At 66.3% G+C, this 18,753-nt stretch carries 16 protein-coding genes and 1 riboswitch; of the genes, 13 read left to right on the plus strand and 3 right to left on the minus strand.

Annotation, left to right across the window (positions count from 1 at the left end; all coding sequences use genetic code 11):
- Nucleotides 1-6 precede the first annotated feature (6 nt).
- Nucleotides 7-954 carry a LysR substrate-binding domain-containing protein gene (locus AC3WLF_RS03685; protein WP_010809162.1) on the minus strand — a complete coding sequence of 316 codons (948 nt, stop codon included), beginning with the start codon at nt 952-954 and terminating at the stop codon, nt 7-9.
- Between the two features lie 231 nt (nt 955-1,185).
- On the opposite strand from AC3WLF_RS03685, the gene xdhA reads away from it, so the two are divergent.
- The 7 genes from xdhA (at nt 1,186) to AC3WLF_RS03720 (ending at nt 10,998) form a co-directional block, all read left to right on the plus strand.
- Nucleotides 1,186-2,688: a xanthine dehydrogenase small subunit gene (xdhA, locus tag AC3WLF_RS03690; protein WP_492357847.1), complete on the plus strand. Its 1,503-nt coding sequence runs from the start codon at nt 1,186-1,188 to the stop codon at nt 2,686-2,688.
- 25 nt (nt 2,689-2,713) lie between these two features.
- Nucleotides 2,714-5,062, plus strand: a complete 2,349-nt coding sequence (gene xdhB / locus AC3WLF_RS03695; RefSeq protein ID WP_492320943.1) for a xanthine dehydrogenase molybdopterin binding subunit — start codon at nt 2,714-2,716, stop codon at nt 5,060-5,062.
- Between the two features lie 181 nt (nt 5,063-5,243).
- Nucleotides 5,244-6,233, plus strand: coding sequence for a xanthine dehydrogenase accessory protein XdhC (xdhC, locus tag AC3WLF_RS03700; RefSeq protein ID WP_492357848.1), 990 nt, complete (start codon nt 5,244-5,246; stop codon nt 6,231-6,233).
- Nucleotides 6,234-6,288: 55 nt separating this feature from the next.
- Nucleotides 6,289-7,344, plus strand: a complete 1,056-nt coding sequence (locus AC3WLF_RS03705) for an adenosine deaminase (protein ID WP_035819904.1) — start codon at nt 6,289-6,291, stop codon at nt 7,342-7,344.
- 76 nt (nt 7,345-7,420) lie between these two features.
- Nucleotides 7,421-8,743: a guanine deaminase gene (guaD, locus tag AC3WLF_RS03710; protein ID WP_492320944.1), complete on the plus strand. Its 1,323-nt coding sequence runs from the start codon at nt 7,421-7,423 to the stop codon at nt 8,741-8,743.
- Nucleotides 8,744-8,927: 184 nt separating this feature from the next.
- Complete coding sequence (locus AC3WLF_RS03715) at nt 8,928-10,103, plus strand: fatty acid desaturase (RefSeq protein WP_492357849.1); 1,176 nt, start codon at nt 8,928-8,930, stop codon at nt 10,101-10,103.
- Nucleotides 10,104-10,160: 57 nt separating this feature from the next.
- Nucleotides 10,161-10,308, plus strand: a riboswitch (yybP-ykoY riboswitch).
- Between the two features lie 114 nt (nt 10,309-10,422).
- Nucleotides 10,423-10,998 (plus strand): TMEM165/GDT1 family protein, encoded by a 576-nt coding sequence (locus AC3WLF_RS03720; RefSeq protein ID WP_492320946.1) that lies wholly within the window; start codon nt 10,423-10,425, stop codon nt 10,996-10,998.
- Between the two features lie 162 nt (nt 10,999-11,160).
- Here AC3WLF_RS03720 and AC3WLF_RS03725 read toward each other — a convergent pair whose 3' ends face one another.
- Nucleotides 11,161-12,369, minus strand: a complete 1,209-nt coding sequence (locus AC3WLF_RS03725; RefSeq protein ID WP_010809170.1) for a urate hydroxylase PuuD — start codon at nt 12,367-12,369, stop codon at nt 11,161-11,163.
- 31 nt (nt 12,370-12,400) lie between these two features.
- Nucleotides 12,401-12,754 carry a hydroxyisourate hydrolase gene (gene uraH, locus AC3WLF_RS03730; RefSeq protein ID WP_010809171.1) on the minus strand — a complete coding sequence of 118 codons (354 nt, stop codon included), beginning with the start codon at nt 12,752-12,754 and terminating at the stop codon, nt 12,401-12,403.
- Nucleotides 12,755-13,051: 297 nt separating this feature from the next.
- Here uraH and AC3WLF_RS03735 point away from each other — a divergent pair, with 297 nt between their 5' ends.
- The 6 genes from AC3WLF_RS03735 to AC3WLF_RS03760 all read left to right on the plus strand — a co-directional run bounded on the left by AC3WLF_RS03735 (nt 13,052) and on the right by AC3WLF_RS03760 (nt 18,733).
- Nucleotides 13,052-13,822 carry a GntR family transcriptional regulator gene (locus AC3WLF_RS03735; RefSeq protein ID WP_492320947.1) on the plus strand — a complete coding sequence of 257 codons (771 nt, stop codon included), beginning with the start codon at nt 13,052-13,054 and terminating at the stop codon, nt 13,820-13,822.
- A 179-nt stretch (nt 13,823-14,001) separates the two neighbouring features.
- The gene (locus tag AC3WLF_RS03740; RefSeq protein WP_492320948.1) at nt 14,002-15,408 is read left to right on the plus strand and encodes a nucleobase:cation symporter-2 family protein; all 1,407 of its coding nucleotides are present in this window, start codon (nt 14,002-14,004) and stop codon (nt 15,406-15,408) included.
- 125 nt (nt 15,409-15,533) lie between these two features.
- Entirely contained in the window at nt 15,534-16,484 is a 951-nt protein-coding gene (gene puuE, locus AC3WLF_RS03745) for an allantoinase PuuE (protein ID WP_492340246.1), read from the plus strand.
- The gene (gene uraD, locus AC3WLF_RS03750; RefSeq protein ID WP_492340245.1) at nt 16,481-16,999 is read left to right on the plus strand and encodes a 2-oxo-4-hydroxy-4-carboxy-5-ureidoimidazoline decarboxylase; all 519 of its coding nucleotides are present in this window, start codon (nt 16,481-16,483) and stop codon (nt 16,997-16,999) included. Before puuE ends, uraD begins: the two co-directional genes overlap by 4 nt.
- A 180-nt stretch (nt 17,000-17,179) precedes the next feature.
- Nucleotides 17,180-18,247, plus strand: coding sequence for a porin (locus tag AC3WLF_RS03755; RefSeq protein WP_492320949.1), 1,068 nt, complete (start codon nt 17,180-17,182; stop codon nt 18,245-18,247).
- A gap of 240 nt (nt 18,248-18,487) precedes the next feature.
- On the plus strand, nt 18,488-18,733 hold the full coding sequence (locus AC3WLF_RS03760) for a hypothetical protein (RefSeq protein WP_010809178.1): 246 nt from the start codon (nt 18,488-18,490) through the stop codon (nt 18,731-18,733).
- Nucleotides 18,734-18,753 lie beyond the last annotated feature (20 nt).

Here is an 18,753-nt window from a genome sequence, read left to right on the forward strand (position 1 = left end):
GCCCGCTCAGCCGGCCTCTGCCTCCAGCCGCGGCAACTGCGGCAGGTCCGCCGCCACCTCGGCGATCATGCGCCGGATCCACATCACATCCGGCGCCGCGTGGCAGCGCTCGTGCCACAGCTGGTAGAAGCGCATGCGCGGGAACGACACCGGCGAGGGCACCATGCGGATCGGCAGGTACTGCGCGTAGTGCGCGGCAAACTGGCGGCCGGTGGTAAAGACCATATCCGTCTTCATCAGCACATACGGCACCAGGCCGAAATACGGCAGCGTGACCTGGATGTTGCGCTTGTAGCCCTGCTCGGCCAGGGCCTGGTCGATCATGCTGCGCTGCATCGACGCATACGGCGCCGGGGCCAGGTGCGGCATCTCCAGGTAGTGCTTGAGCGTCAGCCCCTTGCGCGCCAGCGGATGCTGGGCGCCCAGCATGCACACCACCTCGTCGTCGAACAGCGGCGAGATATGCAGGTGCTCCGGCGGCGACAGCCAGTTGCCGACCACGATATCGAGCTGCCCCTGCTCCAGGTCGTCCAGGAAGTCCGACGACGACGTCATCGGATGCACGAACAGCTTGGCGCCCGGCGCCAGCCGGCGCACGCGCTCGACGATATTGGGCAGGAAGAAGGCGTCCAGGTAGTCCGGCGCGCCCAGGTGGAAGGTGCGCGTGGTGGTAGCCGGGTCGAACTGCTGCGGCGGGCGCGCGATGCGGTCCATCGCCGCCAGGCTCTGCTCGGCCAGCGCCAGCAGTTCGCGGCCGCGCTCGGTCGGCACCATGCCGTTTTTGCCCCGCACCAAAATGGCATCGCCGGTGATCTCCCGCAGGCGCTTCAGGGTATTGCTGATGGCGGGCTGGGACTGGCCCAGGCGCACGGCCGTGCGGGTCACGCTCTGCTCGGTCAGCAGGGTGTGAAGCACCCGCAGCAAATATGTATCGAGATGGTCGCGTCCGTGCATGGCGATGGCGGCCCTCCGGCAGGGGCCAGATGGGTGGCGTGGGGGATGGGAACGGCGCATAGTGTATGACAGGCGCCCCGCAAACGGTCAAATCACCTCCTCCAGGGGGGCGCCTTGCGGTGCGGCGGGGCACCAATCGGGCCGCCCGCTGATGGGGCATATCACCTGGGCCGAATATTGCATGAAAGGCCAGGGTGCTATGTTTCCGCCATCACCAAGAGAGAGAAGACCATGGAGACGCAAACCATCCGCTTTTTCCACCGCGGCCAGGTCAAGGAAGTATCCGACGCCCCCATTACCCGCACCGTGCTGCAGTACCTGCGTGAAGACGCGCGCTGCACCGGCACCAAGGAAGGCTGCGCCGAAGGCGACTGCGGCGCCTGCACCGTCGTGGTCGGCGAGCTGCAAGACGGCGGCGATGTCGAATTCAAGGCGGTCAACGCCTGCATCCAGTTCCTGCCCACGCTCGACGGCAAGGCCCTGATCACGGTCGAGGACCTGCGCCAGGCCGACGGCAACCTGCACCCGGTGCAGGTTGCCATGGTCGAGTGCCACGGCTCGCAGTGCGGCTTCTGCACTCCCGGCTTCGTGATGTCGCTGTGGGCGCTGTACCAGCAGCACACCCCGGGCGGCGAAGCGCCCTCGCGCCAGACCATCTGCGACGCGCTGACCGGCAACCTGTGCCGCTGCACCGGCTACCGCCCGATCATCGACGCCGGCGAGCGCATGATGGCCCTGCCCGCCCCGACGGCGGACAAGCTCAACCCGAAGCAGATCGCCGACACCCTGCGCAACCTCAAGCGCGGCGAGACCTTCCGCTACCGCGCCCAGGGCCAGGAGTTCTTTGCCCCGCGCAGCGCGGCCGAGTTCGGCGCGATCAAGGCGGCACAGCCCGATATCCGCATCCTGGCCGGCAGCACCGACGTGGGCCTGTGGGTCACCAAGCAGTTCCGCGAGCTGGGCAACCTGCTCTACGTGGGCCAGGTGGAAGACCTGAGCCACATTGAGGAACGCGACGGCATGGTCGAGATCGGCGCCGCCGTGACGCTGGAAAAGGCCTACGCCGCACTCAACGCCGCACACCCCGAGCTGGAAGAGATGTGGAAGCGCTTTGCCTCGCTGCCGATCCGCAATGCCGGCACGCTGGGCGGCAATATCGCCAACGGTTCGCCCATCGGCGACTCGATGCCTGCGCTGATCGCGCTGGGCACGGAAGTGGTGCTGCAGCACGGCGAGACGCGCCGCACGCTGCCGCTGGAAGACCTGTACCTGGCCTACCAGAAGACCGCGATGCAGCCGGGCGAATTCGTCGCCGCGCTGCGCGTGCCGGTGGCCGGCCCGCAGCACTTCCGCACCTACAAGCTGTCCAAACGCTTTGATGAGGATATTTCCGCCGTGTGTGCCGCATTCGGCATCACCGTGCAGGACGGCATCGTCACGCAGGCCCGCATCGCCTTCGGCGGCATGGCCGCCACGCCCAAGCGCGCCGCCGCCACCGAAGCGGCCCTGACCGGCCAGCCGTGGAATGAAGCCACCGCCCGCGCCGGCATGGCCGCGCTGGCGCAGGACTACACGCCGCTGTCCGACATGCGCGCGACCGCGTCGTACCGCAGCCGCGGTGCCGCCAACCTGCTGTACCGCTTCTGGCTGGAGACCCGCGCCGAAGCGCTGCCCGCGGCAGCCGTCAACGTCCGCGCCATCGGCGCCGGCGCCACTGAAACCGCCACGGCCTGAGCCAGAGAAAAAGGAAAGCATCGGCATGAACAAGCAAACCGAACCCTTCCTGCTCGACGCCACCGCCGAACAGGTCTCGCAGGTCGGCATCTCGCGTCCGCATGAATCCGCCCACCTGCACGTGGCCGGCACCGCCACCTACACGGACGACATCCCCGAGCTGGCCGGCACGCTGCACGCCGCGCTCGGCATGAGCACCCGCGCGCACGCCCGCATCAAGTCGATCTCGCTCGACAAGGTGCGCGCCGCGCCCGGCGTGGTCGACGTGCTGACGGTGGACGACATCCCCGGCACCAACGACTGCGGCCCGATCATCCACGACGACCCGATCCTGGCGCGCGACGTGGTCCAGTTCGTCGGCCAGCCGGTCTTTATCGTGGTGGCGACCTCGCATGACGCCGCGCGCCGCGCCGCCCGCCTGGGCACGATCGACTACGAAGACCTGCCCCCGGTGCTGTCGCCGCAAGCCGCGCACGAGGCCGGCAGCTATGTGCTGCCGCCGATGCACCTGACGCGCGGCGAGCCCGCCGCGCGCATTGCCGGCGCGGCCCACCAGGACAGCGGCAGGATCCACCTGGGCGGCCAGGAGCAGTTCTACCTGGAAGGCCAGATCTCGTACGCCGCGCCGCGCGAGAACGACGGCATGCAAGTGTGGTGCTCGACCCAGCACCCGACCGAGATGCAGCACGCGGTGTGCCATATGCTCGGCTGGCAGGCGCACCAGGTGCTGGTCGAATGCCGCCGCATGGGCGGCGGCTTCGGCGGCAAGGAATCGCAGTCGGCGCTGTTCGCCTGCTGCGCCGCGCTGGCTGCCTGGAAGCTGATGTGCCCGGTCAAGCTGCGCCCGGACCGCGACGACGACATGATGATCACCGGCAAGCGCCATGACTTCGTGTTCGACTACACCGTGGGCCACGACGACGAAGGCCACATCGAGGGCGTCAAGGTCGAGATGGTGTCGCGCGCCGGCTTCTCGGCCGACCTGTCGGGCCCGGTGATGACCCGCGCCATCTGCCACTTCGACAATGCCTACTGGCTGCCGAACGTGCAGATCGACGGCTACTGCGGCAAGACCAACACGCAGAGCAATACCGCCTTCCGCGGCTTCGGCGGCCCGCAGGGCGCGTTCGCGGTCGAATACATCCTGGACAATGTCGCCCGCACGGTCGGCAAGGATTCGCTGGACGTGCGCCGCGCCAACTTCTATGGCAAGACCGAGAACAACGTCACGCCTTACGGCCAGACCGTGGAAGACAACGTCATCCACGAGCTGATCGACGAACTGGTGGCCAGCAGCGAATACCGCGCCCGCCGCGAGGCCACACGCGCGTTCAACGCCACCAGCCCGGTGCTGAAGAAGGGCATCGCCATCACCCCGGTGAAGTTCGGCATCTCGTTCAACGTGGCCCACTTCAACCAGGCCGGCGCGCTGGTGCACGTCTACAACGACGGTTCAGTGCTGGTGAACCACGGCGGCACCGAAATGGGCCAGGGCCTGAACACCAAGGTGGCGATGGTGGTGGCGCATGAACTGGGCATCCGCATGGAACGCGTGCGCGTGACCGCGACCGATACCAGCAAGGTGGCCAATACCTCGGCCACTGCCGCTTCCACCGGCGCCGACCTGAACGGCAAGGCCGCGCAGGATGCCGCCCGCCAGATCCGCGAGCGCCTGGCCGTGTTTGCCGCGCGCAAGGCCGGCGTGGAGCCGTCCGAGGTGCGCTTCAACGATGACCTGGTCAGCGCCGGCGAACTGCGCGTGTCGTTCGGCGAGCTGGCGCGCGAAGCCTACGTGGCGCGCGTGCAGCTGTGGTCCGACGGCTTCTACACCACGCCCAAGCTGCACTGGGACCAGAGCAGGCTGCAGGGCCGCCCGTTCTACTACTTCGCCTACGGTGCCGCGTGCTCCGAGGTGCTGGTCGACACGCTCACCGGCGAATGGAAGCTGCTGCGCGCCGACGCGCTGCACGACGCCGGCCGCTCGCTGAACCCGGCGATCGACATCGGCCAGGTCGAAGGCGCCTTTATCCAGGGCATGGGCTGGCTGACCACCGAGGAACTGTGGTGGAACAAGGACGGCAAGCTGATGACGCACGCCCCGTCCACGTACAAGATCCCCACGGTCAACGACTGCCCGGAGGCATTCAACGTGCGCCTGTTCCAGAACCGCAACGTCGAGGACAGCATCCACCGCTCCAAGGCCGTGGGCGAGCCGCCGCTGCTGCTGCCGTTCTCGGTGTTCTTCGCGATCCGCGACGCCGTGGCTGCCGTTGGCGACTACCGCATCAACCCGCCGCTGAAGGCCCCGGCCACCAGCGAAGCGATTTTGGACGCCGTCGACGCCGTGCGCGCAGCCGCGGAGCAGCCAGCCTGAGCTGGCGGAACGATCGCAGGAAGCGCGCGCCTGCGGGCGCCCCCGGACTTTCCCCCCTTGGCCGCGTTGACGGGCAAGGGGCCGGTGGCAGAAGCAGGCGCGCGCCACCCTTGCGCTGACATAGCGCAGGCAGCACCACAGCATCAAGCAGCAACCAGGCAACACCGACAAGGCCCCCGACATGCAGGACGCACCGCTCAAACCCTTCCGCTTCGCCGACGCCGCCCGCATGGTGCGCGCCGGCGTGCCGGTGGCAATGGTCACCATCGTCGAGGTCAAGGGCTCGGCCCCGCGCGAGGCCGGCATCCGCATGCTGGTCAGCGCCGACGACCTGGTCGGCACCATCGGTGGCGGCCACCTGGAGTGGCGCGGCATGGATATCGCGCGCGAGATGCTGGTGCGCGGTGAACAACGCCGGATCGAGCGCATTCCGCTCGGGCCGGCGCTGGGCCAGTGCTGCGGCGGCGTGGTGCAGCTGGCGTTCGAGGTCCTTGGCAAAACCGACCTGCACTGGCTTGACGCGGTCGAACGCAATTTCACCGCCGGCAAGGCAGTGCAGCGGCAGGTGCCGGCCAGCGGCGCGATCACCCATGGCGACAGCCATGCCGTGATCCCCGGCGTAACGCTGCACGCCGACGGCAGCTGGACCGATACGCTGGTGCCCGACACCATGCACGTGGTGCTGTTTGGCGCGGGCCATGTCGGCCATGCGCTGGTCAAGGTGCTGGCCACGCTGCCGTGCCGCGTGCACTGGGTCGACGAGCGCGACACGCTGTTCCCCGGCGGGCTGCCCGACAATGTCGAGGCCGAGGCCAGCGACACACCCGAAGCGGTAGTGGCACAGGCGCCCGCGGGCAGCTACTTCCTGGTCATGACGCACAGCCATGCGCTGGACCAGACCCTGTGCGAAGAAATCCTCAAGCGCACCGACTTTGCCTACTTCGGGCTGATCGGCTCCAAGACCAAGCGCGCGCGCTTTGAACACCGCATGGCCGAGCACGGCATCGACCCGGCCCGGTTTGCGGAAATGACATGCCCCATGGGGGTTCCCGGGATTACCGACAAGGCTCCGGCTATGATTGCGGTAGCCATCGTCGCCCAGCTGCTCCAGGTCCGCGAACAGCGCCTTGCCGCGCTGCGTCTGGGCCGCCCGGAGGCGGTGCATCCCTGAACCCGTGCCGCCGGCCTCGCCGGCAGGCACAGAAAAGCCCAGAAACGAGGCCCCCATGACCATCGATGCCGCGCTCGCGGAACAGATCCGCCGCACTCCCAAGGCCGAACTGCATGTGCATATCGAAGGCACGCTTGAGCCGGAACTGATCTTCCGGCTGGCGCAGCGCAACCAGGTGGCGCTGCCCTATCCCAGCGTCGAGGCGCTGCGCGCCGCCTACGCCTTCACCGACCTGCAGTCGTTCCTGGACATCTACTACGCCGGCGCCAGCGTGCTGCTGACCGAGGAAGATTTCTTCGACATGACCATGGACTACGTCAAGCGCGCCGTCGCCGACAACGTCCGCCACGCCGAGATCTTTTTCGATCCGCAGACCCATACCGCGCGCGGCGTGCCGATCGGCGTGGTGATCGACGGCATCGCCGATGCCCTGGCCCAGGCGCGCACCGAATATGACTTCTCCAGCAGCCTGATCCTGTGCTTCCTGCGCCATCTGCCGGAGGAAGACGCCTTCGCCACGCTGGAAGCGGCGCTGCCCTACCGCGACCGCTTTGTCGGCGTGGGCCTGGATTCGTCCGAGCAAGGCAACCCGCCCGAGAAGTTCGCGCGCGTGTTCGCCAGGGCGCGCGAGCTGGGCCTGCACCTGGTGGCCCACGCGGGCGAGGAAGGTCCGGCGCAATACGTCACCGACGCCCTCGACATCCTCAAGGCGCAGCGTATCGACCACGGCGTGCGCGCCATCGACGATCCGGCACTGGTGGAACGCCTGGCGCGCGAGCGCGTGGCGCTGACCGTGTGCCCGCTGTCCAACGTCAAGCTCAAGGTCTACCCGGACCTGCGCGACCACCCGCTCAAGCGCATGCTCGATGCCGGCGTGGTGATCACGCTGCATTCGGACGATCCGGCCTACTTCGGCGGCTATATGAACGCCAACTGGGAAGCCACCTTCGAGGCGCTGCCGCTGGACGCGGCCGATGCCCACAAGCTTGCCCGCAACAGCTTTGAAGCGGCCTTCCTGCCTGCCATGCAGAAGGCCGAATTCCTGGCGGAAGTCGACCACTTCTGGTCGAGCCCGCCCAAGTCCCCGCCCGCAACGGCCCCAGCGGCCTGAGCGCGGCGCATGCCAATAGCCCGGCCCGCTGCTTGAACCATGCCGTTCCGCGCGGGCCGGCCACAAGAGACAAACCATGACGACCAACCCCAAGACTGACTCCCTCACCCGTGCCATTCGCGGCCGCGTGCTGCATTTCCTGCGCGATCCGCAATTCCATGAGGATGCGTATCAGTATTGGGACGACGGGGTGCTGATCGTCACCAACGGGCGCATCGCCGCCGCCGGCGACCATACGCAGCTGGCTGCGCGCATTCCGGCTGATGCCGAGATCGTCGACCACCGCGGCAAGCTGATCGTGCCCGGCTTTATCGACACCCACGTGCACTACCCGCAGACCGACATGATCGCGTCGCCGTCGCCGGGCCTGCTGCACTGGCTCGACACCTACACCTTCCCCGAAGAGCGCCGCTTTGCCGACCCCGACTACGCGCGCGGCGTGGCCGGCTTCTTCACCGAGGAACTGCTGCGCAACGGCACCACCAGCGCGGTGGTCTGGAGCACGGTGCACAAGGCCTCGGCCGAGGCTCTCTTTGCCGAAAGCGAGGCGCGCAACCTGCGCATGGTCACGGGCAAGGTGATGATGGACCGCAACTGCCCGGAATTCCTACGCGATACGGCCGAGACCGGCGCCCGGGACTCCGCCGACCTGCTCTCGCGCTGGCATAACAAGGGGCGCCTGGCCTACGCCATCACGCCGCGCTTTGCCCCGACCTCGACCGAGGCGCAGCTGGCCGCCTGCGGCGAGCTGGCGCGCGCCTATCCGGACGCCTTTATCCAGACCCACGTGGCCGAGAACCGCGACGAGGTCAAATGGGTGGCCGAGCTGTTCCCGGACGCGCGCAGCTACCTGGACGTGTACGACCGCTACGGCCTGCTGCGCCCGGGCGCGATGTATGGCCACGCCATCTACCTGGACCAGGACGACCGCCGGCGCCTGGCCGACAGCGGCGCCGCGGTGGCGCATTGCCCCACCTCCAACCTGTTCCTGGGCAGCGGCTTCTATGACTTCCACCAGTCCGACGCCAACCGCCTGAACGTGACGCTGGCCACCGACGTCGGCGGCGGCACCTCGTTCTCGATGTTCCGCACCATGAACGCGGCGCACAAGGTGGCGCGCATGGGCGGCTACTACCTGACCGCGCTGCGCATGTTCTACCTGGCCACCCGCGCCGCGGCCGAGGCGCTGGGCTGGACCGACCGCGTCGGCAGCTTCAGCGTTGGCTGCGAGGCCGACTTCATCGTGCTGGACCCCAAGGCCACGCCGCTGATCGCGCGCCGCAGCAACCGCTCGGAAACGCTGGAAGAAGAGCTGTTCGCCTTTGCCATGCTGGGCGACGACCGCGTCATCGACAGCGTCTATGTGATGGGCGAGGCCGCCCACGTGCCAGCCGCCTGATCCGTCACCTGGCCAGCAGCCGCCCGCCCCCATGCGGCGGGCGCGCTTTTACCGCTTCGCCCCCGCCTCCGGCTTGACGACCGTCAAGGCCGCCTTCGACAAAGCCTTCTAACCTTGCGGTTCCGCCGCGGCCGTCTGCGTGCCGTGCGCCCATACCCATCCGACCGCAATCAGAAGGTTCCGCATGACCGCTTCCCAATCCGCCGCTCACGCCCCTGAGCGCGCCAGTGGCCCGCATGGCGTGCCCCATGCCGCGCGCAAGGGCGCGCCCAACCACGCCCCGCTGCCGGAGCCGATCGCGCCGGACGCCCCGCTGCCCTCGCGCAAGATCATCCGCGGCTGGTTGATCCCGCTGGGCCAGCGCAGCACGCCGCGCGCACTGCTGTTGTCCGCCTTCGACTACTTGCTGTTCGGCGCCGTGTTGGCCGGCGTGGTGCTGGCGCAGCACTGGGCCGCCAAGCTGGCGCTGGGCGTGCTGGCCGGGCTGATCATCGCGCGCCTGTTTATCATCGGCCACGATGCCTGCCACCAGAGCCTGACCCCGCGCCGCGGCCTGAACAAGTGGCTGGGACGGCTCACCTTCCTGCCCTCGCTGACGCCGTACAGCCTGTGGGAAGTCGGCCACAACGTGGTGCACCATGGCTATACCAACCTGAAGGGCTTCGACTTCGTCTGGGCGCCCTACTCACTGGAAGAATTCAACGCGCTGCCGCGCTGGCGCCGCGTGATGGAGCGCATCTACCGCACCGGCTTCGGCCCGGGCCTGTATTACCTGGTGGAAATCTGGTGGTGCAAGATGTTCTTCCCCAGCAAGCGCCAGATGGCTACGCGCCGCCCGATCTTCACCGGCGACTGTGTGCTGGTAGCCGCCTTCGGGCTGGCCTGGATCGGCGCGCTGGCGGGCCTGGCGCTGGCCACGGAGCAGTCGGTGTGGTTGCTGATCGGCGCGGGCTTTGTGCTGCCATTCCTGGTCTGGAATGTCACCGTCGGCTTCGTGCTGTATGTGCACCACACCCACACCAGCGTCGCCTGGTATGACACCAAGGCCATGTGGGCCAAGGCACAGCCCTTTGTCTCGACCACCGTGCACCTGCGCTTCCGCCACGGCATCGGCGCGGCGCTGCACCACATCATGGAACACACCGCGCACCACGTCGACATGAGCGTGCCGCTGTACCGCCTCAAGCGCGCCCAGGCACTGCTGGAGCACGCGCTGCCGGGCCGCATCATCATCGAGAACTTCTCCTGGCGCTGGTATTTCGATACCGCGCGCCGCTGCAAGCTCTATGACTTCAAGGCCCTGTGCTGGACCGATTTCCGCGGCCGCCAGACCAGCGACAACGCGCCTGTACCCGTCTGAGGGGTCAGGCCTTGTGGCGGGGGCAGGTGGACGCCTGCCCCCGCCGCCGCTATAATTGCCGCTTCCATTGGGGAGTAGCCGCCCTGCTCTCACCGCGCCGCGCAATGCGGACTCCGGGGGACAGGGGCGTACGTCAACAGACTTGACCGCTTGCGGTTATGGCGTGCGCAGCTCCGGACCCGCCCGGCCGTACTGATACGGACCCGGCAGCGTCCAGCCTGGCGAGACCGATGACCATACCTTTCTGGCCGGGCCGGGAAAGGTGTGCGTCATTGGCATCTCGCGATGCATTGCGGCCCGGTTACCCCACAACACCAATATGGAAGCCTTCCTCGTCTCCACAGGCATCGTCGCCCTCGCTGAAATGGGCGACAAGACGCAATTGCTGTCACTGGTGCTGGCCGCGCGCTACCGCAAGCCCGTTCCCATCATCGTTGGCATCCTGATCGCCACGCTGTTCAACCACGGCTTTGCCGGTGCGCTCGGCGGCTGGATCACGCATGTGCTGGGCGAAAGCCTGCTGCGCTGGATCCTGGGCCTGGGCTTTATCGCGATGGCGGCATGGATGCTGATCCCCGACAAGCTCGACGACGCCGAACAGGCCAGGCCGGTCAAGGGCGCCCTTGGCATCCTCGGCACCACCATCGTGGCCTTCTTCTTTGCCGAGATGGGCGACAAGACCCAGATCGCCACCGTGGCGCTGGCCGCGCGCTTCAGCGATGCGGTGATTGCCGTGGTGGCCGGCACCACCTTCGGCATGATGGTCGCCAATGCGCCGGCGGTCCTGCTTGGCGACAAGTTTGCCAACAAGATGCCGATCGGACTGGTGCACAAGATCGCGGCGGGGATCTTCCTGGTGCTGGGGGTGCTGGCGTTGCTGAATATCGGCGGATAAGTCGCCGAAAAAAAACGGGGCACAAGGCCCCGTTCAAACCCTCGCCGGTCCGGTACTGATGGTTGCCAACTGCACAACCCTCCGGACCGTCGATCACCGATGCTCGGATTTCGCGGGCCGGCGGCACGCGCCGGCCCTGATGCTTTTCAGATCAAGCCACCCTCAGTTGGTGGTCTTGGCACCGCCTTCGAACCACTGGCCCAGCAGGGCGCGTTCGTCGTCGGTGATCTGCGTCACGTTGCCCAGCGGCATCGCCTTCTGCTGCACGGCCTGCTGGTAGATCAGCTGCGCGTGGGCCTTGATGTCTTCCGCGGTATCGAGCTTGATGCCCTTGGCTGCGGTCGGCATCATCTTCGGCTGCTCGGCGTGGCACTGCACGCAGCGTGCGTTCATCACTTCCTGCACCTTGGCAAAGCTGACGGCGGTGGCGGCTTCACCACCTTCTGCCTTGGCCACGGCCGGGCGCGGTTGCGGCGCGATCAGCACGGCGACCACGGCCAGCACGGCAACGCCGGCTGCGGGCCAGGCCACGTTGATCTTGCCCTTGTGCTTGAGGATGAAGAACTGGCGGATCAGCACACCGGCGAGCATGATCAGGATCAGCGCGGCCCAGTTGTACTTGTAGCTGTAGGTCATGCTGTAGTGGTTCGACAGCATCGCGAACAGCACCGGCAGCGTGAAGTACGTGTTGTGCACGCTGCGCTGCTTGGCGTTCTTGCCATGGACCGGATCGACCGGCTGGCCCGCGCGCAGCGCGGCAACCACCTTGCGCTGGCCCGGGATGATCCACACCAGCACGTTGGCGCTCATGATGGTGGCGATCATCGCACCGGTCAGCAGGAACGCCGCACGGCCCGAGAACAGGTGGCACGCCACGTAGGCAGCCACGGCCACGTAGATCGCCACCAGCACGCCCACGGTCTTGTCGCTCTTGCCGAACACGCGGCAGATCACGTCATAGACCACCCAGCCCGCGGCCAGGTAGGACAGCGCCAGGCCGACCGCCGCGCCGGGCGACATGTCGTAGACGTTCTTGTCGATCAGGAACGTGCTGGCGTTGAACAGGTACAGCACCACCAGCAGGCCGAAGCCGGTCATCCAGGTGGAATACGACTCCCAGTAGAACCAGTGCAGGTTCTCAGGCAGCGTCTTGGGTGCGGTCAGGTATTTCTGCGGGTTGTAGAAACCGCCGCCGTGCACTGCCCACAGCTCGCCGCCGACACCCTTCTCCTGCAGGTCAGGATCGGTGGGACGGGTCAGGCTGTTGTCGAGCCAGACGAAATAGAACGAGGAGCCGATCCACGCGATCGCCGTGATGACGTGCACCCAGCGCAGCAGCAGATTGGCCCAGTCGAGAATGTAGCCTTCCATGTCTTGTCTCCTGTTTCCCTATGCCACCGCTTCAGCTGCCGCGGTAGGTCGAGTACGACCAGGGCGAGACCAGGAGGGGCACGTGGTAGTGCGCGTTGACATCGGCAATGCCGAAGCGCAGGGGCACCACGTCCAGGAAAGCCGGCTCGGGCAGCTGCGTGCCTTGCGCGCGGAAGTAGTCGCCCGCGGCGAATTCCAGCTCGTACACGCCAACGGCGAAGTCCGCGCCTTCCAGCAGCGGCTGGTCGCAACGGCCGTCGTGGTTCGTCACGACTGTCTTCAGGGTTTCGCGACGATTGTCGACAATCTTATGAAGAGTAACCGACATGCCCTTGCCGGGCGTGCCGGCAGCGGTGTCAAGTACGTGTGTGGTCAAGCGTCCCATCGTGTTTTTCCTTAGGCGATTGGGTTGTGAGGGGCGCCGCTGCCTTCACTAGCACCATTTGTGGGAATGGTGCCCGCTCGGTACGTCTGGTAACGCATCCCGGCGCTGGGTGGTGCGTGGCGACAATGCGCCTGCACTACCCGGTTGGCAATTCAGGGATTTCCCTGAGTTGTCGAAAACCTGAGTCGGTTTTGTTGACAATATTGAAGCAGTAACCAAATAATTGTCAACAATTTTTGGATCACCGCTGCCTGATGTCCAGGATTTGCGGTGCCCTGCCTGACTGCTGGTGCCACGATGTCCAAGAGCCTGAAGCTGATTGCCGCCAACGCCGAAACCAAGGCCGACGCCGAGCTGACCGAGATCCAAGCGGGCAAGCCCGCCAAGCCCGCACGCAAGGGCTCGGTCGAAGAGCGCATGTATCACGAGATCTACGACGCGATCATGGAGCACCGGCTGCCGCCGCGCACCAAGCTGACCGAGCATTCCCTTTGCGAGATCTATGCCACCGCGCGGCACACGGTGCGCAAGGTGCTGTCGCACCTGGCAGCCGACGGCATGGTCGATCTCGAACCCAACCGCGGCGCCTTTATCGCCAGCCCCTCCACCGACGAAGCGCACGACATGTTCGAGCTGCGCCAGATGCTGGAACGCGCGGTGCTGGAAAAGCTTGCCGGCATGCCCGACGTCAAGGCCGTGATCGCGCCGCTGCGCCAGATGGTGGCCAGCGAGCGCCAGGCGTTCCTCACGCATGACCGGCCCAAATGGATCCGCCTGTCCGCCGAGTTCCATACGGCGCTGGCGGAACTGTCGGGCAATGCGCTGCTGGTCAACATGATGCGCCGGCTGGTGTCGCGCACCACGCTGATGATCGCCAGCGTGGAAGCCCCGGGCAACAACGCCTGCTCGTTCGATGAACACGAAGAGATTCTCGACGCACTCGAACAGGGCAATGCCGCGCTGGCCCAGTCGCGCATGGCGCACCACCTTGGCGCCTGCGCCGACCGCGTGCAGCCGGACGAGCCGGGCAACTTCGATCTTCGCAGCGTACTAGGCCGCTCCACCTAGCACGGTGTTCCCGCCCCTGCCCCCAACTACAAGGCCAGACCCGGTCGGCAAACAGCACCCGGCTCACCGACGAGAGTGCTGAGACGACAGGCAGATAACGGTCCGGAGACCTTCCGGGATCCAGGACCGGGGCCATGGCAGTGGTGTTCCCATCAAACCAAAGGAGAGGAGACGCACCCATGAATTCCGCAAGCACCACGGTCCCGACGGACCTCACCAACGAGCGTTTGCCTTCCGGGCGCCTGCTCGCGCTCGGGTTGCAGCACGTTCTGGTGATGTACGCCGGCACGGTTGCCGTGCCCCTGATCGTTGGTGGCGCGCTCAAGCTGCCCAAGGACCAGCTGGCGTTCCTGATCAACGCCGACCTGTTCGCCGCGGGCCTGGCCACGCTGATCCAGGCCTTTGGTTTCTGGAAGTTCGGCATCCGCCTCCCCGTGATGATGGGCGTGACCTTCGCCTCGGTGGCGCCGATGATCGCCATCGGCACCGATCCCAATGTCGGCCTGCTCGGCATCTATGGCGCGGTGATCGCATCGGGGGTATTCGGCATCCTGATCGCGCCGATGATGGGGCGCATGCTGGGGCTGTTCCCGCCGGTGGTGACCGGCACGGTGATCACGCTGATCGGCGTGTCGCTGATGCGCGTGGGCATCAACTGGGCGGCCGGCGGCCAGCCCACCACCCGTGCCGTGATCGACGGCGTGGTCAAGGAGGTGCCCAACCTCGCCTACGGCGACCTGGCCAACCTCGGCATTGCCGGCCTGACGCTGCTGATCATCCTGCTGCTGACCAAGTACGGCCGCGGCCTGGTGGCCAACTGCGCAGTGCTGCTGGGCATCATCGCCGGCACGCTGGTGGCGATGGCGATGGGCAAGGTGTCGTTCGAAGGCCTGGATGAAGCCAGCTTCGTCGCCGTCATCACGCCGCTGCACTTCGGCATGCCGACCTTCGAAGTGACCGCCATCCTGTCGATGTGCATCGTCATGCTGATCACGCTGGTGGAGTCCACCGGCATGTTCCTGGCGCTGTCCGACATCACCGGCAAGAAGCTGAGCAACGAGGACCTGACCCGCGGCCTGCGCGCCGACGGCCTCGGCACCGTGATCGGCGGCATCTTCAACACCTTCCCGTACACCTCGTTCTCGCAGAACGTGGGCCTGGTGACGGTGACCGGCGTGCGCTCGCGCTACGTGGCGGCTGCCGGCGGCATCATCCTGATCGCCTTCGGCCTGTTCCCCAAGATGGCCCACGTGGTGGCCTCGGTGCCGCAGTTCGTGCTGGGCGGCGCCGGCATCGTGATGTTCGGCATGGTGGCCGCCACCGGCATCCGCATCCTGGGCTCGTGCGATTTCAACCGCAACCGCCACAACCTGTTCATCGTCGCCATCTCGATCGGCGCCGGCATGATCCCGACGCTGGCACCGACCTTCTTCCAGTACTTGCCGAAGTGGACCGGTCCGTTCACCCACAGCGGCATCGTGCTGGGCACGATCGTGGCCGTGGCGCTGAACCTGTTCTACAACGGCATCCAGTCGCGCGAGGAGGCCATGCGCAACGCCGCCGCCAACTCGCACGGCACCGAGTAACTGAAGCAACGGTATCGAAGTATCCGGCACCGCCGCCGGCACGACTGGCACGTTCATTGCGTGATGGTCGGCGCTTGCGGGCGGCGCGGCGGTGCCGGGCGTTTTCCTGAAGCAAGCAAAGACACATGACAAAAGATAACTATCCACGCGATCTCATCGGATATGGTGCCCGGCCGCCGCACGCCCGCTGGCCGGGCGGCGCGCGCGTTGCGCTGCAGTTCGTGCTCAACTACGAAGAAGGCGGCGAAAACTGCGTGCTGCACGGCGATGCCGCCTCCGAGCAGTTCCTTTCCGAGATCGTCGGCGCCGCGGCCTACCCCGACCGCCACATGAGCATGGAGGGCATCTACGAATACGGCTCGCGCGCCGGCGTCTGGCGCCTGCTGCGCGAGTTCGAGAAGCGCGGCCTGCCGCTGACCATCTTCGGCGTGTCGATGGCGCTGCAACGCCATCCTGAACTGACCCGCGCCTTTGTCGAACTGGGCCACGAGATCGCCTGCCACGGCTGGCGCTGGATCCACTACCAGGGCATCGACGAAGCCACCGAGCGCGAGCACATGCGCATCGGCATGCAGATCATCAAGGACCTGACCGGCGAACTGCCGCTGGGCTGGTACACCGGCCGCGACAGCCCCAACACGCGCCGCCTGGTGGTGGAGCACGGCGGCCTCCTGTACGACTCGGACTACTACGGCGACGACCTGCCCTTCTGGACCGAGGTCGAAGTCACCGGCGGCGAGAAGAAGCCACACCTGGTGGTGCCGTACACGCTCGACTCCAACGACATGCGCTTTGCCACGCCGCAGGGCTTCAATACCGGCGAACAGTTCTTCCAGTACCTGAAGGATGCGTTCGACGTGCTGTACGAGGAAGGCGACCCGAGCGGCCAGGACAGCCCCAAGATGCTGTCGATCGGCATGCACTGCCGCCTGCTCGGCCGCCCGGGCCGCTTCCGCGCGCTGCAGCGCTTCCTCGACTATGTGCAGGGACACGACAAGGTGTGGATCTGCCGCCGTGTCGACATCGCCCGCCACTGGGCCGATACCCACCCCTACCCCCCCCGGAACCAAGCATGAGCCAGACCTACACCATCGCCCAACTCAACACCATGCCTGTCGCGGAGTTCGTGCAGGTGCTGGGCGGCATCTACGAACACTCGCCGTGGTTTGCCGAGACCGCAGCCGCGCAGCGGCCCTTCGCCGACGGCGCCGCGCTGGCGCAGGCACTGCGCAAGGCGGTCGATGAAGCGGGCGAGGCGGCCCAGCTCAAGCTGGTGCGCGCCCACCCGGAGCTGGCCGGCAAGGCCGCCGTGCGCGGCGAGCTGACCGCCGAATCCACGCGCGAACAAAGCGGCGCCGGCCTGAACCTGTGCACGCCCGAGGAGTTCGACCGCCTGCAGTCGCTCAACGCGGCCTATAACCACAAGTTCGGCTTCCCGTTCATCCTGGCCGTGCGCGGCTACGACCGTCACGGGATCATCGCGGAGTTCGCGCGCCGACTGGAAAACACGCCGCAGCAAGAGTTGCAAACTTGCATCAACCAGATCCATCGCATTGCGCAGTTCCGGCTTGACGACTTAGTATCCGCCTGAGCAAAAAAGCGTCACCTGTATAACAAAAAACGCTGTACCCGATGCCGCCGGCACCCATGCACCACCCCTCACCGAGCCAAGCCAGGCGGCACGAATAAAAGCACCAAGACATTAGAAGAACCCGACAGGGACCCAGTACACAACGTTCCAAGCAGGATCAAAAACCACGGAGGTCTAACAATGCAGAAGCAGTACAAGCCGGCACTAAAGCTGGCGGCAGTAGCGGCTACCCTTTTTTCCGGTGCGGCCATGGCCCAGTCCAGCGTCACGCTGTACGGCCAGGCTGACATGTTCATCGGCGGCGTCAAGAGCCCGGGTTCGGGCGAGCGCGCATGGGTGGCCAACTCGGGCGGTATGCAGACGTCCTACTGGGGCATCAAGGGCACCGAAGACCTGGGCGGCGGCACCAAGGCCATCTTCGACCTGAACGGGTTCTTCCGCACGGACAGCGGCAACAGCGGCCGCTTCACCGGCGACTCGATGTTCAGCCGCAACGCGTACGTCGGCCTGCAGAATGACAAGCTGGGTACGTTGAAGCTGGGCCGCAACACCACCCCGTACTTCATCTCGACCATCCTGTTCAACCCGCTGGTCGACTCGTACGTGTTCTCGCCGACCATCTTCCACACCTACTTCGGTGCGGCCAGCAATGGCGTGGTGGATCCGGGCATCATCGGCGACTCGGGCTGGAGCAACTCGGTGCTGTACTCCACCCCGAACTTCGGCGGCCTGAGTGCGAACCTGATCTACTCGGCAGGCGAGAAGGCAGGTGCCGCGGGCCAGAACAAGTGGGGCGGCAACCTGATGTACTTCAACGGGCCGTTCGCCGCGACCGTCGCGTTCCAGCAGGTCCGCTTCAACGCCGTTCCCGACGACCTGTCGGTAGCAGGCCTGAGCCGCCAGGACGCTGTGCTGGGCGGCATCACGTACGACTTCAAGGTGGTCAAGCTGTTCGCCCAGGGCCAGTACATCAAGACCAAGGCCAGCACGGCCGCCAGCGGCGACATCAAGCACACCAACGGTCAGGTCGGGGCCTCGGTACCGGTCGGTGCCGGCAACGTGCTGGCGTCCTACGCCTATGGCAAGACCGAGAACGCGATCGGTGACTTCAAGCGCAACACGTTTGCCGTCGCCTACGACTACAACCTGTCCAAGCGCACCGACGTCTACGCCGCCTACTACTACGACAAGATCACCGGCATCGAGCACGGCGATACCTTCGGCGTGGGCATGCGTCACAAGTTCTGATGGCGTAAGCGCCTCACCGGCAGCACTGGAGCCCGCCTTCCCGGCGGGCTTTTTCATTGCCGCGCACGCGTCACTTTAGGCAAGACTTTTGCCCCGGAATGCTGCGGCGCGCCATTCCCTGCTAAGCTTCACACCGGATCGGAAGCCCGCGCTCCATAGTCGGATTCAATTGGAACGGCCCCCGCCCGCTACCTAGATTGGTGTTCCAGGCCTCAAAAAACGATCCTAGAGAGGTGATTCATGCGGCGATATCCGAAGACCCGTTCCGAACTGATGGCCATCCTGAACCAGTGCCTCGACAACAACCCCGAGTGCGGCGAATGCGAGTTGCACGCGGTGCGAATGCACCAGCCTGACCATACCGGATGCAACTGGAGCGCCGAGGTCGATTTCCCGCAAGAATCCGTCGACAACCTGGGCACGCAGCTCGCCGCGGCCAAGTCGATCATTGTCGTAATGCGCGAGCAGTACAACGTGCTGCAATAGCCACCGAACCAGCAGCGTGC

The sequence above is a fragment of the Cupriavidus sp. FW306-01-F10A genome, from assembly GCF_058782785.1.

Bases quoted from the DNA above. Each gene is read 5' to 3' on its own strand.
- AC3WLF_RS03725 (WP_010809170.1), bottom strand. From the start codon at position 12,369: ATGGAAGGCTACATTCTCGACTGGGCCAATCTGCTGCTGCGCTGGGTG.
- AC3WLF_RS03755 (WP_492320949.1), top strand. From the start codon at position 17,180: ATGCAGAAGCAGTACAAGCCGGCACTAAAGCTGGCGGCAGTAGCGGCT.
- AC3WLF_RS03715 (WP_492357849.1), top strand. From the start codon at position 8,928: ATGACCGCTTCCCAATCCGCCGCTCACGCCCCTGAGCGCGCCAGTGGC.
- AC3WLF_RS03720 (WP_492320946.1), top strand. From the start codon at position 10,423: ATGGAAGCCTTCCTCGTCTCCACAGGCATCGTCGCCCTCGCTGAAATG.
- AC3WLF_RS03740 (WP_492320948.1), top strand. From the start codon at position 14,002: ATGAATTCCGCAAGCACCACGGTCCCGACGGACCTCACCAACGAGCGT.
- uraH (WP_010809171.1), bottom strand. From the start codon at position 12,754: ATGGGACGCTTGACCACACACGTACTTGACACCGCTGCCGGCACGCCC.
- AC3WLF_RS03735 (WP_492320947.1), top strand. From the start codon at position 13,052: ATGTCCAAGAGCCTGAAGCTGATTGCCGCCAACGCCGAAACCAAGGCC.
- xdhC (WP_492357848.1), top strand. From the start codon at position 5,244: ATGCAGGACGCACCGCTCAAACCCTTCCGCTTCGCCGACGCCGCCCGC.
- xdhA (WP_492357847.1), top strand. From the start codon at position 1,186: ATGGAGACGCAAACCATCCGCTTTTTCCACCGCGGCCAGGTCAAGGAA.
- puuE (WP_492340246.1), top strand. From the start codon at position 15,534: ATGACAAAAGATAACTATCCACGCGATCTCATCGGATATGGTGCCCGG.
- AC3WLF_RS03685 (WP_010809162.1), bottom strand. From the start codon at position 954: ATGCACGGACGCGACCATCTCGATACATATTTGCTGCGGGTGCTTCAC.
- AC3WLF_RS03760 (WP_010809178.1), top strand. From the start codon at position 18,488: ATGCGGCGATATCCGAAGACCCGTTCCGAACTGATGGCCATCCTGAAC.
- AC3WLF_RS03705 (WP_035819904.1), top strand. From the start codon at position 6,289: ATGACCATCGATGCCGCGCTCGCGGAACAGATCCGCCGCACTCCCAAG.
- guaD (WP_492320944.1), top strand. From the start codon at position 7,421: ATGACGACCAACCCCAAGACTGACTCCCTCACCCGTGCCATTCGCGGC.
- uraD (WP_492340245.1), top strand. From the start codon at position 16,481: ATGAGCCAGACCTACACCATCGCCCAACTCAACACCATGCCTGTCGCG.
- xdhB (WP_492320943.1), top strand. From the start codon at position 2,714: ATGAACAAGCAAACCGAACCCTTCCTGCTCGACGCCACCGCCGAACAG.